This window comes from Spirosoma litoris (assembly GCF_054776755.1).
The window spans coordinates 150,432-168,268 of the sequence record NZ_BAAHBI010000010.1; the positions used below are offsets into that span (position 1 = coordinate 150,432).

The window sequence follows — 17,837 nt, forward strand, 5'->3', positions numbered from 1 at the left end:
GTTATGGGCAAAAGGCAGGAGTTCCTTAAAACTACGGGGAGCGTTTATCAGTAGACAGCCCCTGGGCCTGTACCCAGAGCAGGTCTTGACTTAGTACCTGATGATCGGCGACTACCTGACGGATCAGATCGGCCCGTTTCTGGGCTTCCTGGGCTTTTTGAAAATATAAAGCTGCCAGTTTGGACTGATTGGCTTCGGCAGAATGATCGCCCAGATGGTTGAGCAGAATAATGGCTTCGTCCATACTGCGCAAGGTACTATAGAGGTTGTCTTCAACGGTTTCGGTCACGGCTGCCAGTAGCGTATCGATCGAATAGGCATGGCCGGTATGACAGCGGAAACGGGCCAACGAGCCTTCATTCAGCATTGTTAGCACGCCATGACATTCTGGGCAGGTGTAGGGACTGAGTGTCCCAAAAGAAAAAATATCCATCGCACTGTTGTTTTCCTGAGCAGCAATCTGAACTTCCAACTCTGTTTTTTGACGGCCGGATGGCCGCGCCCCCGTCGATGCGGTTTCCTGAGCGTCGACCTCACGGGGTGGTGGGGCAGGTTTCTTCACCAGTTTAATCAGTTCGCGGCCCAATTGGTCGGCGGGCAGTACATAATCAATGGCTACCTGACGCATGGCGCTTTCGGGCATGGAAGAGACTTCGGCCTCGGCCGGGTCCTGCACCAGCGCCAGACCACCCCATTGTTTGATTGTCCACAAGCCAGCCGTACCGTCGTCCAGTCCCCCTGACAGAATTACGCCCAACACCCGGTTGCCATAGCTAAGCGCAGCCGACCGAAACAAGGGGTCGATAGCCGGGCGAAAGCGGTTTTCTTTGGGCCCGCGCGTCAGGCGAATTACGCCAGCTTCCAGCAGCAGATGCTGGTCTGGTGGGGCTACATAGATGTGACTGGATTGAATTGGTTCACCGTCCAGTGCCTGGCTGATGGGCATCGTGGTGACGGGTCTGAGAATCTGAGGTAAGACACCCCGAATAGAAGGGGCCATGTGCCATACAATAAACAGGGACGCGTCCAGCTCGGCGGGTAAGGGCGCCAGTAGTTTTTTGAGCGCATCAACCCCCCCGGCCGATGCCCCAATAACTACGATATTCCGCTTTTCCATACCCTGCGCTTTACTCCACAACAACTTTACTGCATTCGTTATGTTTAAGCAAGCAGGGCTTCAAGATATTTTAGCTATCGTTTGATTGAGGGGATTTAGCCTGTGTTAAAGGTGGGCCAGGATTTCTTTCCGAAACAAATAAGCCTGAATGAGTTGAGATTCGTAACACTTCAGAACTGATTGATAGGGATTCCGACTTATTTTGAGGGAATCTTCGGCCCGTTGATAAAGCCGATTCATATCCGTAACCATAAGTTCTAGTTGAATGATTCGTTGTTCATAAAAGGCTAATTGTTCCCGGCACCAACGAATATCCTTTGGTTCTGAGGCTATGACTGGTTGGAGGGGGGCTGCTAAAATAGCACTCCATTCTTGCTCCAACTGCTCGAAAGCAGGCGAGACTGAAACACCATCAAAGGCATCTACCGGTAAACTTCGGGTTTTCCCTTTTTCAATAATAACCACCTCTTTTAAGGTGTGGCCCTCAACTATGATATGATTAAGGAATTCAAAAACAACTTCCAACTCATACAGAAAGCATGAAAACCGACGCTCCTGTTGATGCTCATCGAGTGCTGTTAAACAGAGCAACATAGATCAAGTAAGTTTTGCTAATAATACAATTTATATAAGTTAATGGCCATTACCTCACTATTTTAGGTGAGTTCCGAAAACGTTATAAGTTGAGCATAAACCATGCCTGATACGTGCGATTTCTCCAACGTTCTCGATTCTCTGGCAAAACCGATCAATGGCTATGCGCTTAACAACACAAATACAAATTTATTTAAGTAAACTATTCGATTAGGATTGGTTTTTTTCTGTACCTAAGTGAAACATGCTTTACGGTTATGAATAGTTATTTGTAAGTGATTAATTTTCAGTAAGTAAAGTGTAAATTAGATGAGTAGAAAATGGTATTTATAACTACTGAAATATTCATATGACGTATCCTGATTTCTCGAATCAGCGTAGCCATCCATCCACAGAATCTTTCAATCGCCTGTTGGCTGAGTATCGCTCTCGTGTTTACGAACATTATTTTTCGGAAACAAATAGCCTGAAAAAAGTTGCCGGAGAGTTGGTGAAGCCCATTATTCTGGTTATTGAAGATAATAGGGATCAATGGTTTTTAACCCGCTGGGCCTTGTTGCAACGATTTCCTAAAGCGCAAGTTCAGTGGCTTATTAAGGATCATGAAGTAATCCCTTACCTGGATACCTGCCGACGACGGGAAGAAGGCTTACCGCACATGATTCTGGTGGATCTGTACTTGCCTGGTGTACAGCAGGGGTTAAATGTGTTGAAAGCCCTGAAATCGCATCCGATGTATAACCCATTACCCGCTGTTACACTAAGTTGGTCGAACAGTGTGGAGGATATTGCCCAGGCGTTTGACTATCTGGCGGATGGTTATCTGGTCAAACCAACAAAATATCAGGATTGGAAAGATGGACTCGATTTCTTAGACAGGTATTGGAGTTGACCTTTTAAGCAACATTATCTGTGGTGAGATAGTAGACAACCCCCCTTGACAATCATGAAGAGCTACCATAACCCCATCAGCACCAATTTTAAAAACGCGAAAGTGCTTATCGTTGACGATAGTGACGATCAATGGCTTATTGTTTAACAAGCTTTGGTGAGTTGCGCGCCTATTGGTGGGAAACCGTTACACTGCCATCAATTCAATACCGATTTTAATCTTAGTGACAGGTTCACTGAAATCGGTTCGGTTAGGATTACCAGACTTTTGTTTTTATCGAATGCTTTCGTTTGAGAGGGATAGCGAAGAAGATTGTTCTTACCCTTACTTTTGGCCGATTCAGAAAAGAAAGAATAAGCTTATGTTGCCGAATCTTTTACATCATCACGGATGTGGGTATTGAAGAAAAACACAAGCAAGTCTTTCACGATAACGAAATCGAATTGATCATCGCGAATTGAAGTCGCAGGTTTCCACCCCGCGCTACTTTACAATCCCAACTTCTTCAGAAACTCTTCCTTATAATTACTGCCAATCGGTATTTCGGTGTTGCCGATGAAAATTCGGTTGCCTTCGATGTGGGTAATTTTCGATTTGTTAATAATAAATGAGCGGTGTACACGCAGAAACAGTTTTGGGGGCAGTAGATTGACAAAGCTCGAAAACGTCATCGTCGGCAGGAGGGTGTTATGGGTCGTTGTAATTTTTGTGTAGTTCCCATTGGCTTCTGCGAATAACAAATCCTCGTGGAGTATTTTGTAGATTTTACCGTCAGTTTTTACAAATGTGTAAGCTTCGGATTTTTCTGGAGTAGTTGCCTGAGTTGGTGATAAACTGGGTTGTAATCGCTCCAATGCTTTATCAACGGCAACGATAAATCGCTCCAGTGAAAAGGGTTTTAATAAGTAATCGCAGGCCGATAAATCAAACGCGTCTAATGCATATTCTTTATAGGCCGTTGTGAAAATTATCTGCGGCTGATTTTTGAGCGTTTTCAAAAAAGAAATACCATTCAGAACGGGCATATTGATGTCTAAAAACAAAATATCGACTGATTGCTTTTGTAATTCAGCTTTGGCAGCTATGGCATTATCGCAGGAGGCAACCACGGTCAGAATGGGCAAATGATTGCAGTAGGTTTGTATGATCTCCCGCGCAATTGGCTCATCATCAACAATTAAACAATTGATAGTCTTCATTTAGTAAAGTTGCATGGCAATGATTTATTTCGCTCGAAGTTGTAACAAAACTGTATAAAATCCATCGTTGTCCTGAATCGTCAGGTCATGCCTATTGGGATATAATAGATCAAGTCGCTTCCTGACGTTAACAAGGCCAAGTCCACTACTTTTTTCCAGCGCATCCTGTTTGTTGTCGGTAGGGCCGAAGGAGTTTTTTACGGAAAATAGAATTGAATTAGCCCATACTTTTACCTGAATATCAACAACAATTTTCTGATCCAGCGTATTCTTCGAATGCTTAAACGCATTTTCAATAAAAACAATCAGGAGCATTGGGGCAATCTTGATCGCCGGGTCGATTCCATTTTCTATTGACGTTGTTAAGTCAAGTCGATTGCCAATGCGTATTTTCTCGAACTCAATGTAATTGTTAATGTACGCCAACTCGTCGGTCAAGGGTACAAACAATTCTTTCGCATCGTATACAGAATACCGTAACAAGTCGGCGAGTTTCAGTAAAAGTGTTGGTGTTTTGTCGGGTTGCGAAATTGAAAGGCCGTACAGGTTATTCAGTGTATTGAACAGAAAATGAGGGCTTAGCTGCGATTGTAGCAAATGGAGTTCACTCTGACTTTGTTGCGCCTGGGCTTTAGCTTCCTGCAACTGACCGTTTATCCGGGTTCGGATTAGCTTAATGAAAAGGCCGCTCAATACACAAAAGAGAAAGAATGGCAATATCAGAAAGATGACAAACATTAATTGGTCCGAATGATTACGTAAACTGTTGGCAAACTGCGCAATCACAAACGAGAAGCCAGTTAGTAGCAGGGGTAAAAATCCTAGTAGCCAACTGGGAACCTTTTTGTTGGCGGGTATCCACAAGTGCGCCAGGTATCGACCAAAATAAAGTCCAACCAGACAAAGAAATGTGCCAACCAGAGCGGCTTCTTCATCGTCTTTCTCCACCACCGTTTCGGTATACAAGTTGATGATCAGATAGATTGGCATTGCAGAAAACACGCAGATGAGTGCATGCTTCTGTAATTCGGTTAGCTCGTTTATACCCGTGTTTTGTTCTTTTTTCACGATCACTTGATGAATTGGAAGCTACAAAGCTGAGCACGCAAATCGACACTGCTAAACGTACAGGACAGACACGTAAAAATAGCTGACGAAATCCCGGTAAACGCGTACGAATCGTTTCGACACCCCAAAAACGGATTCTGTCAGGCTGATCCTGTTGTCCGACATAATTAGTTTCTGAGCCGCCCCAGGTCGCCAATATTTGCTCATCATCTTATTGAGCCGGGCTCTTAAACATACACCATGCGACCTGTTTTGCTAATTATCTTCTTTTTTGTGGTAGCCATTTCCTTATCTGCCCAGGGGCAGACCAAACTCATCAATGGTCTCGTGAAGGATCTCCAGAATGAACCCATACCGGGTGCCACCATTCGACTGATCGATGTGGCTGATTCAACGCAGATACTCGGTGAATTGACCAACGTGAGCGGAAAATTTTCCTTTAAAAACCTCTCGAATGGCAGCTATCGTCTACAAGTGACAAGCGTCGGAAATAACGACTATCGAACTGGAGTAATAGCCATTGATGACCAACACCCGATTATCGACTTGCCCGTGTTTATTGTAAGTCCTTCAAAAACAACGCTGAAAGAAGTGACCGTAGTGGCTAAGCGACCAGTGATTGAGCAAGAGCTTGACAAAACCATCGTGAATGTAGATGCTATGATTGGCAGTGCGGGCAGCAATACGTTGGAAGTACTGGAAAAAACACCCGGCGTTACAGTGGGCACCGACGGCGAAATCAGCCTGAACGGAAAAACGGGCGTGCTTGTCATGATTGATGGTCGGCCAACGTATATGTCGGGGCAGGATTTGGCGGCTTATTTGAAATCCTTGCCAGGCGGCTCTCTGGATAAACTCGAACTGATGACTAACCCACCCGCCAAATACGATGCGGCTGGCAGTTCGATCATCAATATCCGATTAAAACGTACTAGAGTACAGGGTTTTACCGGCAGTGTCTCGGCGAGTTATAGTCAGGGTGTTACGAGTCGAAGTAATGATGTGGTCAACCTGAATTACAATCACAGGAAGGTGAATCTGTTCGGAAGTGTCGGTTATAACAAAGATGGCAACTACTCAACGGATGTGTATGACCGGGTATTTTATGATGCTACTGGTGCACTAAACTCGTCGGTGCAATTGCAGAATCAATATAAATACAGCAGCCACGGTGGTATGGCCAGATTGGGTATGGACTATGCAGCTTCTGCGAATACGACCTATGGATTCCTGGTGGCCATTCAGAATCGATCCAGGCAGGATAGGCTCGATTATATCAGCAAAACCTATGATGCCCGTTCGAAACTAAGCTCGCTGGGGACGGGCTCTACTGACGGTGATTACCCGTGGCTGAATACCAGCGCCAATGCCAATGTTCTGCATAAATTCAAGGATACGGGCCGGGAACTGAGTGCTGATCTGAATTATATCACTTATAATTCGACGGGTGATCAGGTACTGAAAACCGCTGTTAATCAGCCCGATGGGACGCTCATTGACAACAATCAGTTTGTGTATAGTTTGCCGTCGGATATTACGATTTACTCGGCCAAAGCCGATTATGTGCACCCGCTACCCGACAAGGCAAAACTGGAAGCGGGGATTAAATCGAGCGTGGTCGACAATGACAACAACTCGCAGTATTACGCCGTAACAGGAGCTATCCAGACGCCCGATTATACCAAGTCTAATCACTTTACCTACCACGAAATTATTCATGCGGGGTACATCAACTTTCGAAAAGAGTGGAAGCGATTCGCAGCACAAAGTGGCTTCCGGCTCGAAAATACGCAGATAACCGGGCGTCAATTAGGGAATCCTGAGGTTGCCGAAACATCGTTTAACAGGACGTATACAAGTTTATTTCCAACCGCTTTTCTTAGTTATAAAGTAGATAGTACCGGAAATAATACGTTAACTGCCAGCGTTACCCGGCGCATAAATCGGCCTAATTACCAGTCGCTTAACCCATTTTTGTTTTATCGGGATCAGTATTCGTTCACAACGGGTAATCCCTATCTTAAGCCGCAGTACAATTATCAGTACGAACTCAAGTATCAGCACAAGCAGTACATTGGTATTGCGATACAATACGGTCGATTTACGGATGTGATTTTTCAGTTAACGCAGGCCGTAGGCGATGTTTTTTACATCCGTCCCGGCAATGTGGCCAGTGGCTATATTCTGGCGCTTGCCACCAATGTATCGCTATCGCCTGCAAAATGGTGGACTATAAATGGTAATGTACTGGTGGCACGGATGGCTCTGAATGGGACTGCTTACTCTGAAAGTCTTACGCCGGGTTTGTTCAGCACACGAATGAATTTGCTTAATCAGTTCAAATTCGATAAAGGGTGGGCCGGGGAGTTAAGCAGTTTTTATACCAGTAAAGACATTGCGGGGCAGACCATAACCAATCCGCGATTTCGGCTTGCTGCCGCTGTACAAAAGAAAATAGTACAGAACAAAGGCAGTCTTCGGCTGACACTAGAGGATATTTTCCATTCCTGGACACCAACTGATCAAACGGTTAGCCTACAACAAGCCGCGGCCTATCATACCAATGAAACCGATACTCGCAGAATTGGTCTGGCCTTTACCTACCAGTTTGGCAAAGAGACCTTTGCGCGTAAACGTAGACATACCGACAATGCCGCCGATGCCGAGAAGGGGAGAGTGGATTGAGGTATCAGAGGGCCCGAATGTCCTGCCAAAATCGTCGAATAAACAACCGTTCTTCTTGCGAGATACCGTTGTGTGCTCCGGCAACCCGCAAGAGAATACGAACGAACCGTTTCTTGATGTGTTCTGTAAGTTCAAGTCGCTTCGCCATTAACCGACGCATGCCAAATGCATAAGCATCGTGTGCAGGTTCGCCCGTGTTTTCCCGCAGAAAGAAAGCTGAAAGAGCTAAATCGCCATAAGGGCCCTGCGCCAGAAGTGCTTTAACAGCCCACTGTTCCTGTTTATGAAGGCGACCATCTAGTTTGGATAAGGCATATACAATACTGCCCAGACTCATCGATAAATCGGGAGAATACATAGCTGTTGAGTAATTAAAGGATTAGGTTTAAGTAATGGAAGCAGGGCTGGCCAATACATTGGCAGCCCTGCCGGGTAATCGCACGCTATTGAAGAACTAAGTGGCAGGCGCTTTTAGGCGTACACGGGTTCTAGCCGATATACGTCATCGATCTTGTTGGGCGAATCATGGGAAAGGCCCAAGTCCTTGAGCAGACCCGTTTTGAGATCGTAAACCAAGCCGTGAATCTGAAGCGGTTTTCCATTGGTCCAGGCGTTCTGAACAATCGTGGTAGTCGAAAGGCCATAAACCTGTTCCTGAATATTGAGTTCGACCAGCCGATTGAGTCGGCGGGCTGTATTATCAATGGCATTCAATTCGTCCTGGTGCAGCCGATATACATCTTTGATATAACGCAACCAGTTGTCGATCAGGCCAACCTGTTTGCTGCCCATAGCGGCTGCTACTCCGCCACACCCATAGTGACCGCACACGATTACGTGTTGAACTTCGAGCACGTTAACAGCATAGTCGAGTACGCTCAACATGCTCATGTCGTTGTGAATGACCATGTTGGCAATGTTTCGGTGGACAAAGAAATCGCCGGGCTGTACCTGAGTAATCTCTTCGGCAGGTACGCGGCTATCCGAGCAGCCTATCCACAGAAACTTAGGTCGTTGGCCGTCGGCCAGTTTATCGAAAAAATCGGGTGTTTGCTGAGTTTTTGCGTCAACCCATTTTTGATTGTTCGCAAATAATTGTTGAAAAGAGCGGATCATCTTGACGTGAGTTAGATTGAAAAGAAAAGCTTCATAACGAATGTTTAATCGCAATGGACAGCTTCTTAATTACCTTCGGTAGTGGCTTTAGACTGTGGTTTGTTCGCTACTTCCGAAGCAGACTTATCGACTGGATTGGACAAACTAACCCGCTGAATTTTATAATTGTGTTTGTAGTTATGTTTGGCCACGTCCATGTCTGGCGTATGAGTAGTTACCACACCACCAGTCGGGATAGCGTTCGGTACAGGCTGCTTATAGCTAGTCATTGGCCCGCGGGAAAGACCAGGCGCGTTAACCTCAATTCCTTGTTTCGATTCCCACTTCCGAGCGGCAGCCGCTTTGTTAGGATGCTTATAATTATTGGCCGAATAGGTAACGTCGTTCCGTAATTTGGAATCATCCTGGGCCGAAGCCGTTAGGATCGAAAGACCACTTAAGGCGAGTATAAACAGGTAAGTTTTCATGACTTCTTTTGTTGTTTAAGTAGTTGTCAATCCTGAAAAGAACTTGAAAATGGGTTCCCGCTGATTGACAGTACAAAGGTCATACCCCAGCGTTAGGCTCGTGTTAGAGCCGCATTAGAACGGGATTAGAAATGCAGGGAAGCCCAAATTCCCCTCACCCCAACCCCTCTCCCAAAACGGGAGAGGGGCTAAAAAAAAGCCAATTCTACATCCCTCTCCTGTTTTGGGAGAGGGGCCGGGGGTGAGGGAGAAATTAATGAGGCAGCGTGACTATAAACGTAGTCCCTGCATCGACTGAGGATTCGACCTGAATAGTGCCCTGGTGTAGTTGAATAATTCGTTCGGCGAGGGGTAGTCCGATGCCGTAACCCGGTCGCCCACTGGCATTTCGGCCTCGTTGGAAAGGAACAAAGATGACGGCTAACTGATCACTTGGAATCGTTGAGCCAGTGTTATGAACGCGTAGCTGGATCGACGTATTTTTTGTCGATAAGGTTACAGATACGGTATGGTCGGGCGAAAACTTACCCCCGTTATCGATCAGGTTAAAAAAAGCGGTTTGTAGCAGGGTCTCACTGCCAAGCACTTGCCAGAGGCTGTTGGGTGCATCCGGTGGCATTAAGTGTATATGAATCGTGTAGTTGGGTTGAAGTCGTTGGAAATCAAGTTGAATCTTGTCCAGCAGAACATCCAGTTGAACAAGGCCCATTGGCACCGATGATTCGTCCATGTTCGCTTTGGCTAGTGCGAGCAATCCATTGACCATTCGATTTAAACCTCGCACGTCGTCCAACACCGAATGTAAGGTTTCCCGCAGTTCATCCGGTTCATCATTGGCCAGCAATGAAACTTCTAGTTGGCCCGTAATGGCTGTTAGTGGGGTGCGTAATTCGTGAGAGGCATGCGATACAAACGATCGTTGTAGACTAAAGGCTTCTTCGAGCCGAGTAAGCATCCGGTTGAATCGCCGGGCGAGTTGAGCGAGTTCGTCACCGCTGGCACCTTCGGGTAGGCGTAGGGATAAATTTGATGCCGTAATTTCGTCTATTCGTCTGTTAATCTGAGAGATAGGTTGTAGGGTACGGCCAGCATAAAATCGTCCGACGATCACCATCAGAGCTGTCATCAGAAACCAGCCAATGGCCAGAATATAGGCCAGATTCTTAATGGTACGCCCCCCAAAGATGTCGACAGCCGAGGCAAAAATGACCGACGGTGTTTGATTCTCGGTAAAGAAAATGCCCACCACATCGCGGTCTTTATCTCGCCAGTGGAGCGTTCGTACTTGCCGAATTCGTTTCAGTATTCCGGGCGTAACAGTCAGGTAATCGGTGCCGCTTTCGTAGATTAATTGATTTTGATGATTGTAAATAATGATCTCCTCCTGAGGCAAAACCGTCAGTTGATTCTTGTCGATCAGTTTGAATAACGTAGGGCCAACCGGCTCCCGACCCACTAATAAATGCCCCGCCGTTAACGCTTCGGACCGTAAGCGAGTCTGAAATTCATTCGATACGTATTGCCGTGCCACCAGGAAGAGTAGTAGGCAGAAAAAGGCCAGCAAGACCGAGACAATGGCGGTGAACAGAAGAGTCAATCGGTTGCGGAGGCTCATTTTTCTTTCAGCACGTACCCCATGCCAATCAGGGTGTGAATCAGTTTAACGGGCGAATCTTTGTCGATTTTGGCACGCAGATAACTCACATAAACGTCAATCACATTTGTGCCCGTATCGAAACCGATATCCCAAACCTGCTCGGCTATATCTACCCGCGACACCACTCGTCCGGCATTGCGCATCAGGTATTCCAGCAGTGCAAATTCGCGGGCGGTCAGCTCAATCGTTTGCCCTCTTCGGCGGGCCACCCGTTCGTGTAAATCAAGCTCCAGATCAGATACGCGCAGAATTCGACCAACTTCTTCGGTTGGAGTGGACCGGCGAAGGAGGGCTTTGAGTCGCGCTAGTAGTTCCAGAAAATCAAATGGTTTGGCCAGGTAGTCATCGGCACCCGCATCGAAGCCCAGCAGCTTATCGGCCGTAGTGTCCAGCGCCGTTAGCATAAGTATGGGCAACTGCGCTTTCTTACTGCGGATATATTCGGCCAGTTCGAGGCCACTGATATCGGGCAGATTAACATCCAGAATGACCAGATCGAAGGCCGTTGAATCGAAGAGTTTTTTGCCTTCTTCGCCCGTTAAGGCCACCTCTACCGTGTAAGCCTGCGTTTGAAGCCCTTTTTTTATGAACGTTGCTACCTTGGGTTCATCTTCAACCAGTAGCAAATGCGCGTTTTGGCCAGTCGTCATACGTTGAATTTACCCTATTACCTTACTTGGTAAATAAGGCGCAAGGTAGAGGACAAGTTTGTTTTTTGACAGGATTAACCGGATAAAACAGGATTTTTCAGGTAATTAGTATTCAGGGCTTACATTAATGACTACCATGGATGGTGCAAGATTTTTTTATACCTTAACTTTGTTTTTCAAAGTACTTTTATAAATTTGCTGTTGTATTTAAAACAGGACTAGCTATGATCACTCAGAACACAAGACTTACCGGTATTCTGCTAACAGCCACCACGTTACTACTGATTCCGTTTATTGCGATGCAGTTCACAAACGAAGTAAACTGGTCACTATTCGATTTTATCGTTGCTGGGGTTCTATTGTTCGGGACGGGACTAGTGTGTGAGTTTGTTCTGCGAACAGTGACTAAAAAGGAGCACCGAATCGCACTTTGTGCTGTTATTCTGGTAGCGCTGGCCCTTATCTGGATAGAGCTTGCGGTTGGTATTTTTGGGTCTCCAATTGCAGGAAGCTAGTGCTTTGGCAAACTAGATTCTAGGGGATTCTATGGATTCTCGGGGCCGCCCGCGCGGTTGGTCCTATTGTGCTGATAATCAAAGACGATAGAATCCAAAGAGTCTATAGAAGCTAAATTGGACGAGTACTAGTTTTAAATAACTATTCAGTTTGAACAACTTCGGTATTAACCACAGAGGCCTGCCTCTGTGGTTAACCTAACTTTTTTAAGCGCTACACTCTCAGCGAACCTCGGAATCCCCTAGCGGCATAGTAAGATTCGGCGCCGTTGTGATAGGTAAAAACAGTGTCGTAACGACGATCGCAAAAGAGGGCACCGCCGAGTTTTCGGATAGGAGCAGGTGTTACGATCCAACTTGATGTTTTTAAATCGAACTTCCCAAGCTGCTGCAACTCCCGATATTGTTCTTCCGTTAGCACCTCAATTCCCATCTCGGCAGCCATATCCATAACGGTATTTTCGGGTTTGTTCTCTTTCCGGGATTCCCAGGCGGCCCGGTCGTAACAAATGCTTCGTCGACCTTTGGGGCTTTCGGCCGAGCAATCGTAAAAAATATATTCGCCCGTTGTTTCATCGTATCCTACAACATCGGGTTCTCCACCCGTTACCTCCATCTCGTCGAGAGACCATAATTTTTCAGGGCTTACTTCCAGCTTTGCCTGTACAGAAGTCCAGTCAAGTCCTTGATGACGGTCCTTGTTTTTTTCAAAACGGATTTTCAATACGCTGAGAAGGTCTTGGCACTGTTCTGGAGATAATTCTTTTTGGTTAATCATGTTGCTATTGTTTACTGTGATGCGTAATCATATCGGCGCCACCCTGCCCTTCTTTTGCTTGCATCAGTTGCACTACGCCAGTCGACAGCATGTCTAGAGAAAGCCAGAGGGTAGCAATCCAATAAATGATTTTATCACGCTTTGTCATGATTTGTTAAGTTGCTTACTACGTGTTGAAGTCGATTGTGAGCCATATTTATACCCTGAGCAAAAGGCAGTTGTAATACCTGGTTTCTGATCGAGACGGATTTATAGATAACATGCATGGTGAGTTTGCTGGTATTGGGAGTTAGTTCTTCAAACTCCAGAAACTCAAGCTGGACACCAAGTGGGGCATTCTCCATCTCGAACGTCCGAATGATGGTCTGGTTCGGAACAAACTCATGGATTACCCCATTGAAACCGTGCTTATTGCCTCTGGGATCGGTGGTTTCGAACTGCCAGCTACCATGCTTTTTGTTTTCGAGTTTCAGTACTTTGGTTCCCATCCATTGCTCAACAATATCGGGCTCAACGTAGGCTTTAAACAGCAATTCCAGCGGCAAATCGAATTCCCGGGTTATCAGTAATTCCTGCTTCCCATCTTCGGCATGGACTTTGGTTTTACGTTCCATGAGCCTCTATTTGTTGGATTGATAAGTTTTCATGATGGCTTCCAGCTTGTTGAACCGGTCATCCCACATCTGGCGAAATGGTTCAATAAAATCGGCGACTTCTTTCATTTTCTGCGCATTGATGTGATAGTAAATCTCTCTACCAGACTGTTCCTGTTTCAATAATTCGCACTCCGTGAGGATGTGTAAATGCTTGGAAACAGTGGGTCGGGCAGTGTCGAAGTTGGCCGCTATAGCACCCGCCGTCATGGCTTGCGAAGCGACCAGCAGCAGGATAGCGCGCCGGGTCGGGTCGGCTATGGCCTGGAAAACGTCTCGTCGTAAATTCATCGTGTAGTTATTTGACTACAAATGTAAGTGTAGTTATGTGGCTACGCAAATTTTTCTGAGTAATTAGTGAGACTTTATACCTGCTAGCTGTTTAAATAATATTATAGGATTGAAACTTGCTTCAGCTTTTTGTAAGTTGTGAGCATGGTGGATTTTTGGGTAAGATATCTTAACTGTTGAGTAGTATGCAAATAAGTAAACAGCCGGCCAAACTGAATGAAGCACAAATGGTGTTGCTGGATCTTTTTCAGCATCGCACGATGAGTGCCGATGAGTTGTCATCACTAAAAAGGACATTAGTTCGGCATCTGAATGCTGAACTAGATGTGGAGATGGATAAAGTGATGCAGGAAAAAAGAATAACGGCGAAAGATGTAGCGGCAGATGCTCATTTCGACAACCGGACAGAGCATCTGAAACAGATTCGTAGCAATTTATGATTCAGGCGGTCATTGATACCAATGTGTTGCTATCCTCTATTGCAAAACTTGGTGAAATCCGCTGGTTGTATAACAGCTTCGCTAATGAAGAGTTTTGTTGGGTATTCAGTAACGAAATACTGACTGAATACACGGAGATGCTTTGCTGGAAGTATACTGAACGAACGGCTGAAATTGTTACGTCGGTCCTACTTATTGCCGAAAATACGCGACGTTTTGAACCAACCTACAAGTATCAGCTAATCGAAATTGATCCCGATGACAACAAGTTTGTTGACTGTGCTATAGGAGCAAACGTTGACTGTCTCGTAACGGCCGATAAGCATATTCTTGAGCTTATTCTTGAGCTTAGAAAAATTCAGGGCTTATTTCCTCCTGTTCCAATACTTAACCCCATTGAATTTCGCAGGTTGTTAGACTCTATGCGCTATAAAGGTCATTGAGCATGTTTAGTTAAAAACTACTTCCGCTTGCCAGTTTCAATGCCAATAAACTCAAAATAACTTCCCTTGAGTTGGTACAGAATATTTCGTTTCGACACCTTCCCCTGCTCATCGACAACGGGTATGTAGACGATTTTTCGTTTATCGTCGTACGTGATTAATTCCAAAGGTCTTTCGGGTCGATCAACGACACTGAAAAAATCGAACTCAACATCAATTCTGTTCAATGTACTTGTTTTGGTTTTGAATAGCTCAACTGCATCGTTGAGTTTTCCGTTATCGATCGTAAAAACAGAAACCGACTGGGAAGCATCTTTTGTTGAATAGATTCCGTTTGAAATAGCCAGATAGTAGTTCTTGTTTTTAACCGTTACTGTATAAATTCTTGAACAGAAGTTTCCGGATTCTCCTTCTTCTTCATGGTATTTTAGAACCCTGGTGAACACCCTTGAGTTATCACTCCATTGGTAAATTTGATTGAAAAAATGCATTGTGCCGCCCGTCTCTGTGTCCCAGCTATATACCCTGAACTTGCCATCAGCGGAGGTTTTCGTAAAGCAGAAAATCTTATCCGTTAGTTTTTTGAATGGGTAAGTCAGCGTAGCGGGATTCGCTTTTAGAACCCTGGCCAACTCGCTCGCGAACCTAGTGGTGTTCTTATCGATTTGGTCAGGATTTTCCTTCAATTTAGCATAGAGCGCTACAAGTTCATTTTCTTTTGCCGCCAAGGTTTTGGTCTGAGCGAAAGACCCGCCAGACGTAAAAATAGCTAGCGTAATGAAACCGTAAAGGCTGAGAAGTTTAGGCATGTAGGTTTAGTTTGGCTGTTGCACGGCAAAAGTGGTAGAAGCTTCTTTAATTTTCTACAATTTGTGTTTGTTCGTGAGGTCTTAGTTTTGTCATTCCTCGCGCTTCTTCGGGTGGTTAGCCGTAGTAAGTGTTCATGTTACCTTTGCCCGAAAGCCCTTTCAGCTTGATAAAACCGAAGGTTTCTTGTCCAAAATCGAGTAGGAGGGGCCTGCTTTTTTGTCAACGTTGACGGCTTCGACATACTTTCCTTCCACAAATAGCTCAACGTCTTCTGCCTGCGCCAGATCGAAATCCTTATGAAAGTCGATTAGGTTATAGTGGCTGTCTAATTTCCAGAAAGGAGACAGGAATGTGGTTCGTTCGGTGCGTCGATTCTGCATGATATTGTCTAATCATATCTCAAAGCCACCCAGATACCAGCTACCAGTGGCCTGCTTCTGGGCCAGACGGGGCGATATAAACGATAGCAGTAGATAGACGAACGAAAGGGTTTTTTTATGTGAATGGAGAGAATGAGCAGTATAAACGCAAGAATAATGGCCATTTAGAAGATATTCGAGAGTATTCGGGTTAATTTAAATTATAGCTAGAATTAGTACTAAAAAGGCGATCTGCCAGAATTAGAAAGACTAAACCATGAGCGTAAAAAGCAGTACCCCTATCGATCATTGGATTGAGCGGTTTGCCGATTGGTTGGCCCAGCAGGAATTCATGAAAGCTAAGCAATAAATCAGGTAAACCATGAAGCCTACCCGAACCCTTAGTGGCCTAATTTTCCTGATTTACTTCGTGCTAATTCCGTTTTCGTGGGCGCAGCAACGCTCGCGGCCACGCATCGTTATTACCGCCGACCCAGAACTGGACGACAATAACTCCCTGATCCGGTTTCTGCTCTATACTAGCGATCTGGACGTTGAAGGACTCATTTATGCCAGTAGTCAATTTCACTGGAAAGGCGATGGAAAGGGCACAAAGTGGTCTGTTCCCGGAAGAGAGTACAGTCGATTCGGTCTGAATCTATGCCCCTGTGAATCATGGCGTTGGGGTAAAGACGAGCACTTCATTCACGATGCTGTTGGCGCGTATGCGAAAGTGTACCCGAATCTGAAAGTGCATAATGCCAATTATCCGACGCCAGCTGAGCTTCAGGCAAAAATTCGCTACGGCAACATTGAATTCGACGGAGATATTTCTAAGAATTCGGCGGGTTCGGACCTAATTAAATCGCTGATGCTGGACGATAAACCCGGCCCCCTCTTTATTACCGCCTGGGGCGGAGCGAGCACAATTGCCCGAGCGCTCAAAGCCATTCAGGAGCAGTATGAATACACGACCGAGTGGGATACTATCAAAAAGAAAGTGTCGCGAAAAGTAGTCTTGTTACCCTCTGGCGATCAGGATGATACCTATGCCAGCTACATCAAGCCGAATTGGCCGGATATGGAGTATCGACAATTTAAGGAAGGGCCAAATTATGGATACGGAGCGCAATTGGGTGCTAAGCCTGAGAATTCTTCTTATTTGACGCCAGCCTGGATGAAGGAAAATATACTGGATCGTGGTCCAATGGGGGCCTTATACCGGGTTTGGGGCGATGGGAAACAGATGGTAAAAGGCGATGTCATGGATTATTTTGGTCTAGCCGGTCACACGAATGAAGAGTTGAAGAAAATGGGCTATGTAGTCTGGATGCCTGTCCAACCCAAAAACTCCTGGCTGGGCGAAGGGGACGACCACACCTTTATGAATATGCTGGGCAACGGATTACGGGCCTATGAATCCGGCTCGTATGGTGGCTGGGGAGGCCGTGGAGTCGGCAACCGGGAATCGGTAGGTTTTTCGTTCGCAACACCTCAGGATACCAGCGCTAATGCTATGGCAACCGCACTCAGCACCACAAATAATCGGGCTGTTAAAAGTGGGGATGACGTTGCTTTTCCTAATTTTTTCCCGGCAGCCCAACGGGATTTTGCGGCTCGCCTTAAGTGGTCTGTAACCGCTAAATATGCCGATGCCAACCATGAACCGGTCGTAAGAATCGAAGGGCCATTGGCGGTAATGGCTAATGCCGGAGAGAAAATACGACTCACTGGAGCTGTTTCTGATCCGGACGGGAATGCGGTTTCGATTAACTGGTTGCAGTTGCCCATTGGTAGCCATACGCCTAAAGTGACGATCTCAAACCCAACTTCGGCACAAGTCGAAGTGCTGATTCCTAAAGAGGCCGTAGGTGGGCAATCGATTCACCTCATTCTGGAAGCAACCGACAACGGAACGCCAGCCCTCACCAACTATCAACGGGTCATTATTAAGGTAAGAGAGAACTGATTTTTAATCAGTTATGACAATCAACGAATTAGCTAAAGTTACATGAAAATCAACTGAAGTGGCACCACGGCGTACCCAACAAGGAATAGTACGAACCGGCATTAGCGGAATTGAAAGAGTGAAAGGTGAATAAA

General features: G+C 45.8%; 22 protein-coding genes. 6 read left to right on the forward strand and 16 right to left on the reverse strand.

Translation table 11 applies throughout. The features are described from left to right. Window positions 1-31 precede the first annotated feature (31 nt). The gene (locus tag ACYVGR_RS06945; protein WP_460954917.1) at window positions 32-1,117 is read right to left on the reverse strand and encodes a chemotaxis protein CheB; all 1,086 of its coding nucleotides are present in this window, start codon (window positions 1,115-1,117) and stop codon (window positions 32-34) included. A gap of 105 nt (window positions 1,118-1,222) precedes the next feature. Continuing rightward, window positions 1,223-1,711 carry a hypothetical protein gene (locus ACYVGR_RS06950; protein WP_460954919.1) on the reverse strand — a complete coding sequence of 163 codons (489 nt, stop codon included), beginning with the start codon at window positions 1,709-1,711 and terminating at the stop codon, window positions 1,223-1,225. Between the two features lie 349 nt (window positions 1,712-2,060). Here ACYVGR_RS06950 and ACYVGR_RS06955 point away from each other — a divergent pair, with 349 nt between their 5' ends. Further along, complete coding sequence (locus tag ACYVGR_RS06955; RefSeq protein WP_460954921.1) at window positions 2,061-2,603, forward strand: response regulator; 543 nt, start codon at window positions 2,061-2,063, stop codon at window positions 2,601-2,603. A 488-nt stretch (window positions 2,604-3,091) separates the two neighbouring features. Here ACYVGR_RS06955 and ACYVGR_RS06960 read toward each other — a convergent pair whose 3' ends face one another. Together ACYVGR_RS06960 and ACYVGR_RS06965 are read right to left on the reverse strand one after the other, a co-directional pair. Then, a complete protein-coding gene (locus tag ACYVGR_RS06960) occupies window positions 3,092-3,802 on the reverse strand; it encodes a LytR/AlgR family response regulator transcription factor (RefSeq protein ID WP_460954923.1) in 711 nt (236 codons plus the stop codon). Between the two features lie 24 nt (window positions 3,803-3,826). Next, a complete protein-coding gene (locus ACYVGR_RS06965) occupies window positions 3,827-4,870 on the reverse strand; it encodes a sensor histidine kinase (protein WP_460954925.1) in 1,044 nt (347 codons plus the stop codon). 240 nt (window positions 4,871-5,110) lie between these two features. Between ACYVGR_RS06965 and ACYVGR_RS06970 the strand changes: the two genes are divergently transcribed. Then, window positions 5,111-7,555, forward strand: coding sequence for an outer membrane beta-barrel protein (locus ACYVGR_RS06970; protein ID WP_460954927.1), 2,445 nt, complete (start codon window positions 5,111-5,113; stop codon window positions 7,553-7,555). A 4-nt stretch (window positions 7,556-7,559) separates the two neighbouring features. Here ACYVGR_RS06970 and ACYVGR_RS06975 read toward each other — a convergent pair whose 3' ends face one another. The 5 genes from ACYVGR_RS06975 to ACYVGR_RS06995 all read right to left on the reverse strand — a co-directional run bounded on the left by ACYVGR_RS06975 (window position 7,560) and on the right by ACYVGR_RS06995 (window position 11,445). Then, on the reverse strand, window positions 7,560-7,913 hold the full coding sequence (locus tag ACYVGR_RS06975) for a TerB family tellurite resistance protein (RefSeq protein WP_460954929.1): 354 nt from the start codon (window positions 7,911-7,913) through the stop codon (window positions 7,560-7,562). A gap of 113 nt (window positions 7,914-8,026) precedes the next feature. Further along, complete coding sequence (gene can, locus ACYVGR_RS06980; protein WP_460954931.1) at window positions 8,027-8,671, reverse strand: carbonate dehydratase; 645 nt, start codon at window positions 8,669-8,671, stop codon at window positions 8,027-8,029. Window positions 8,672-8,736: 65 nt separating this feature from the next. Then, window positions 8,737-9,138, reverse strand: a complete 402-nt coding sequence (locus ACYVGR_RS06985; protein ID WP_460954933.1) for a hypothetical protein — start codon at window positions 9,136-9,138, stop codon at window positions 8,737-8,739. A 253-nt stretch (window positions 9,139-9,391) separates the two neighbouring features. Beyond that, the gene (locus ACYVGR_RS06990; protein ID WP_460954935.1) at window positions 9,392-10,753 is read right to left on the reverse strand and encodes a sensor histidine kinase; all 1,362 of its coding nucleotides are present in this window, start codon (window positions 10,751-10,753) and stop codon (window positions 9,392-9,394) included. After that, complete coding sequence (locus tag ACYVGR_RS06995; protein WP_460954937.1) at window positions 10,750-11,445, reverse strand: response regulator; 696 nt, start codon at window positions 11,443-11,445, stop codon at window positions 10,750-10,752. The genes ACYVGR_RS06990 and ACYVGR_RS06995 overlap by 4 nt, the downstream gene beginning before the upstream one ends. 224 nt (window positions 11,446-11,669) lie before the next feature. Between ACYVGR_RS06995 and ACYVGR_RS07000 the strand changes: the two genes are divergently transcribed. Continuing rightward, on the forward strand, window positions 11,670-11,960 hold the full coding sequence (locus ACYVGR_RS07000; protein WP_460954939.1) for a hypothetical protein: 291 nt from the start codon (window positions 11,670-11,672) through the stop codon (window positions 11,958-11,960). Between the two features lie 214 nt (window positions 11,961-12,174). Here the strand turns inward: ACYVGR_RS07000 and ACYVGR_RS07005 are convergent, their stop codons facing one another. Genes ACYVGR_RS07005 through ACYVGR_RS07020 form a run of 4 tightly spaced genes read right to left on the reverse strand, consistent with a single transcriptional unit; the run spans window position 12,175 to window position 13,682 of the window. Further along, window positions 12,175-12,738: a DUF4256 domain-containing protein gene (locus ACYVGR_RS07005; RefSeq protein WP_460954941.1), complete on the reverse strand. Its 564-nt coding sequence runs from the start codon at window positions 12,736-12,738 to the stop codon at window positions 12,175-12,177. A 4-nt stretch (window positions 12,739-12,742) separates the two neighbouring features. Continuing rightward, window positions 12,743-12,886: a hypothetical protein gene (locus ACYVGR_RS07010; RefSeq protein ID WP_460954943.1), complete on the reverse strand. Its 144-nt coding sequence runs from the start codon at window positions 12,884-12,886 to the stop codon at window positions 12,743-12,745. Further along, window positions 12,873-13,352 (reverse strand): SRPBCC domain-containing protein, encoded by a 480-nt coding sequence (locus ACYVGR_RS07015; protein ID WP_460954945.1) that lies wholly within the window; start codon window positions 13,350-13,352, stop codon window positions 12,873-12,875. The genes ACYVGR_RS07010 and ACYVGR_RS07015 overlap by 14 nt, the downstream gene beginning before the upstream one ends. Before the next feature lie 6 nt (window positions 13,353-13,358). After that, window positions 13,359-13,682 (reverse strand): ArsR/SmtB family transcription factor, encoded by a 324-nt coding sequence (locus ACYVGR_RS07020; protein ID WP_460954947.1) that lies wholly within the window; start codon window positions 13,680-13,682, stop codon window positions 13,359-13,361. 185 nt (window positions 13,683-13,867) lie between these two features. On the opposite strand from ACYVGR_RS07020, the gene ACYVGR_RS07025 reads away from it, so the two are divergent. Together ACYVGR_RS07025 and ACYVGR_RS07030 are read left to right on the forward strand one after the other, a co-directional pair. Further along, window positions 13,868-14,122, forward strand: a complete 255-nt coding sequence (locus tag ACYVGR_RS07025) for a hypothetical protein (protein ID WP_460954949.1) — start codon at window positions 13,868-13,870, stop codon at window positions 14,120-14,122. Beyond that, the gene (locus tag ACYVGR_RS07030; protein ID WP_460954951.1) at window positions 14,119-14,565 is read left to right on the forward strand and encodes a putative toxin-antitoxin system toxin component, PIN family; all 447 of its coding nucleotides are present in this window, start codon (window positions 14,119-14,121) and stop codon (window positions 14,563-14,565) included. The genes ACYVGR_RS07025 and ACYVGR_RS07030 overlap by 4 nt, the downstream gene beginning before the upstream one ends. A gap of 17 nt (window positions 14,566-14,582) precedes the next feature. Here ACYVGR_RS07030 and ACYVGR_RS07035 read toward each other — a convergent pair whose 3' ends face one another. From ACYVGR_RS07035 to ACYVGR_RS07045, 3 genes are all read right to left on the reverse strand, one after another. After that, on the reverse strand, window positions 14,583-15,374 hold the full coding sequence (locus ACYVGR_RS07035; protein ID WP_460954953.1) for a hypothetical protein: 792 nt from the start codon (window positions 15,372-15,374) through the stop codon (window positions 14,583-14,585). A 115-nt stretch (window positions 15,375-15,489) separates the two neighbouring features. Beyond that, entirely contained in the window at window positions 15,490-15,543 is a 54-nt protein-coding gene (locus tag ACYVGR_RS07040; RefSeq protein WP_460956074.1) for a hypothetical protein, read from the reverse strand. Then, window positions 15,534-15,755 carry a hypothetical protein gene (locus ACYVGR_RS07045; protein WP_460954955.1) on the reverse strand — a complete coding sequence of 74 codons (222 nt, stop codon included), beginning with the start codon at window positions 15,753-15,755 and terminating at the stop codon, window positions 15,534-15,536. The genes ACYVGR_RS07040 and ACYVGR_RS07045 overlap by 10 nt, the downstream gene beginning before the upstream one ends. Window positions 15,756-16,116: 361 nt before the next feature. Here ACYVGR_RS07045 and ACYVGR_RS07050 point away from each other — a divergent pair, with 361 nt between their 5' ends. Then, the gene (locus ACYVGR_RS07050) at window positions 16,117-17,703 is read left to right on the forward strand and encodes a DUF1593 domain-containing protein (protein WP_460954957.1); all 1,587 of its coding nucleotides are present in this window, start codon (window positions 16,117-16,119) and stop codon (window positions 17,701-17,703) included. Window positions 17,704-17,837 lie beyond the last annotated feature (134 nt).

Coding starts and splice junctions, on each gene's coding strand:
- ACYVGR_RS06995 (WP_460954937.1), bottom strand. CDS start 11,445: ATGACGACTGGCCAAAACGCGCATTTGCTACTGGTTGAAGATGAACCC.
- ACYVGR_RS07035 (WP_460954953.1), bottom strand. CDS start 15,374: ATGCCTAAACTTCTCAGCCTTTACGGTTTCATTACGCTAGCTATTTTT.
- ACYVGR_RS07000 (WP_460954939.1), top strand. CDS start 11,670: ATGATCACTCAGAACACAAGACTTACCGGTATTCTGCTAACAGCCACC.
- ACYVGR_RS06950 (WP_460954919.1), bottom strand. CDS start 1,711: ATGTTGCTCTGTTTAACAGCACTCGATGAGCATCAACAGGAGCGTCGG.
- ACYVGR_RS06960 (WP_460954923.1), bottom strand. CDS start 3,802: ATGAAGACTATCAATTGTTTAATTGTTGATGATGAGCCAATTGCGCGG.
- ACYVGR_RS06975 (WP_460954929.1), bottom strand. CDS start 7,913: ATGTATTCTCCCGATTTATCGATGAGTCTGGGCAGTATTGTATATGCC.
- ACYVGR_RS07025 (WP_460954949.1), top strand. CDS start 13,868: ATGCAAATAAGTAAACAGCCGGCCAAACTGAATGAAGCACAAATGGTG.
- ACYVGR_RS06970 (WP_460954927.1), top strand. CDS start 5,111: ATGCGACCTGTTTTGCTAATTATCTTCTTTTTTGTGGTAGCCATTTCC.
- ACYVGR_RS07015 (WP_460954945.1), bottom strand. CDS start 13,352: ATGGAACGTAAAACCAAAGTCCATGCCGAAGATGGGAAGCAGGAATTA.
- ACYVGR_RS06955 (WP_460954921.1), top strand. CDS start 2,061: ATGACGTATCCTGATTTCTCGAATCAGCGTAGCCATCCATCCACAGAA.
- ACYVGR_RS06945 (WP_460954917.1), bottom strand. CDS start 1,117: ATGGAAAAGCGGAATATCGTAGTTATTGGGGCATCGGCCGGGGGGGTT.
- ACYVGR_RS07030 (WP_460954951.1), top strand. CDS start 14,119: ATGATTCAGGCGGTCATTGATACCAATGTGTTGCTATCCTCTATTGCA.
- ACYVGR_RS07005 (WP_460954941.1), bottom strand. CDS start 12,738: ATGATTAACCAAAAAGAATTATCTCCAGAACAGTGCCAAGACCTTCTC.
- ACYVGR_RS07020 (WP_460954947.1), bottom strand. CDS start 13,682: ATGAATTTACGACGAGACGTTTTCCAGGCCATAGCCGACCCGACCCGG.
- ACYVGR_RS07045 (WP_460954955.1), bottom strand. CDS start 15,755: ATGCAGAATCGACGCACCGAACGAACCACATTCCTGTCTCCTTTCTGG.
- ACYVGR_RS07050 (WP_460954957.1), top strand. CDS start 16,117: ATGAAGCCTACCCGAACCCTTAGTGGCCTAATTTTCCTGATTTACTTC.
- can (WP_460954931.1), bottom strand. CDS start 8,671: ATGATCCGCTCTTTTCAACAATTATTTGCGAACAATCAAAAATGGGTT.
- ACYVGR_RS07010 (WP_460954943.1), bottom strand. CDS start 12,886: ATGACAAAGCGTGATAAAATCATTTATTGGATTGCTACCCTCTGGCTT.
- ACYVGR_RS06990 (WP_460954935.1), bottom strand. CDS start 10,753: ATGAGCCTCCGCAACCGATTGACTCTTCTGTTCACCGCCATTGTCTCG.
- ACYVGR_RS06985 (WP_460954933.1), bottom strand. CDS start 9,138: ATGAAAACTTACCTGTTTATACTCGCCTTAAGTGGTCTTTCGATCCTA.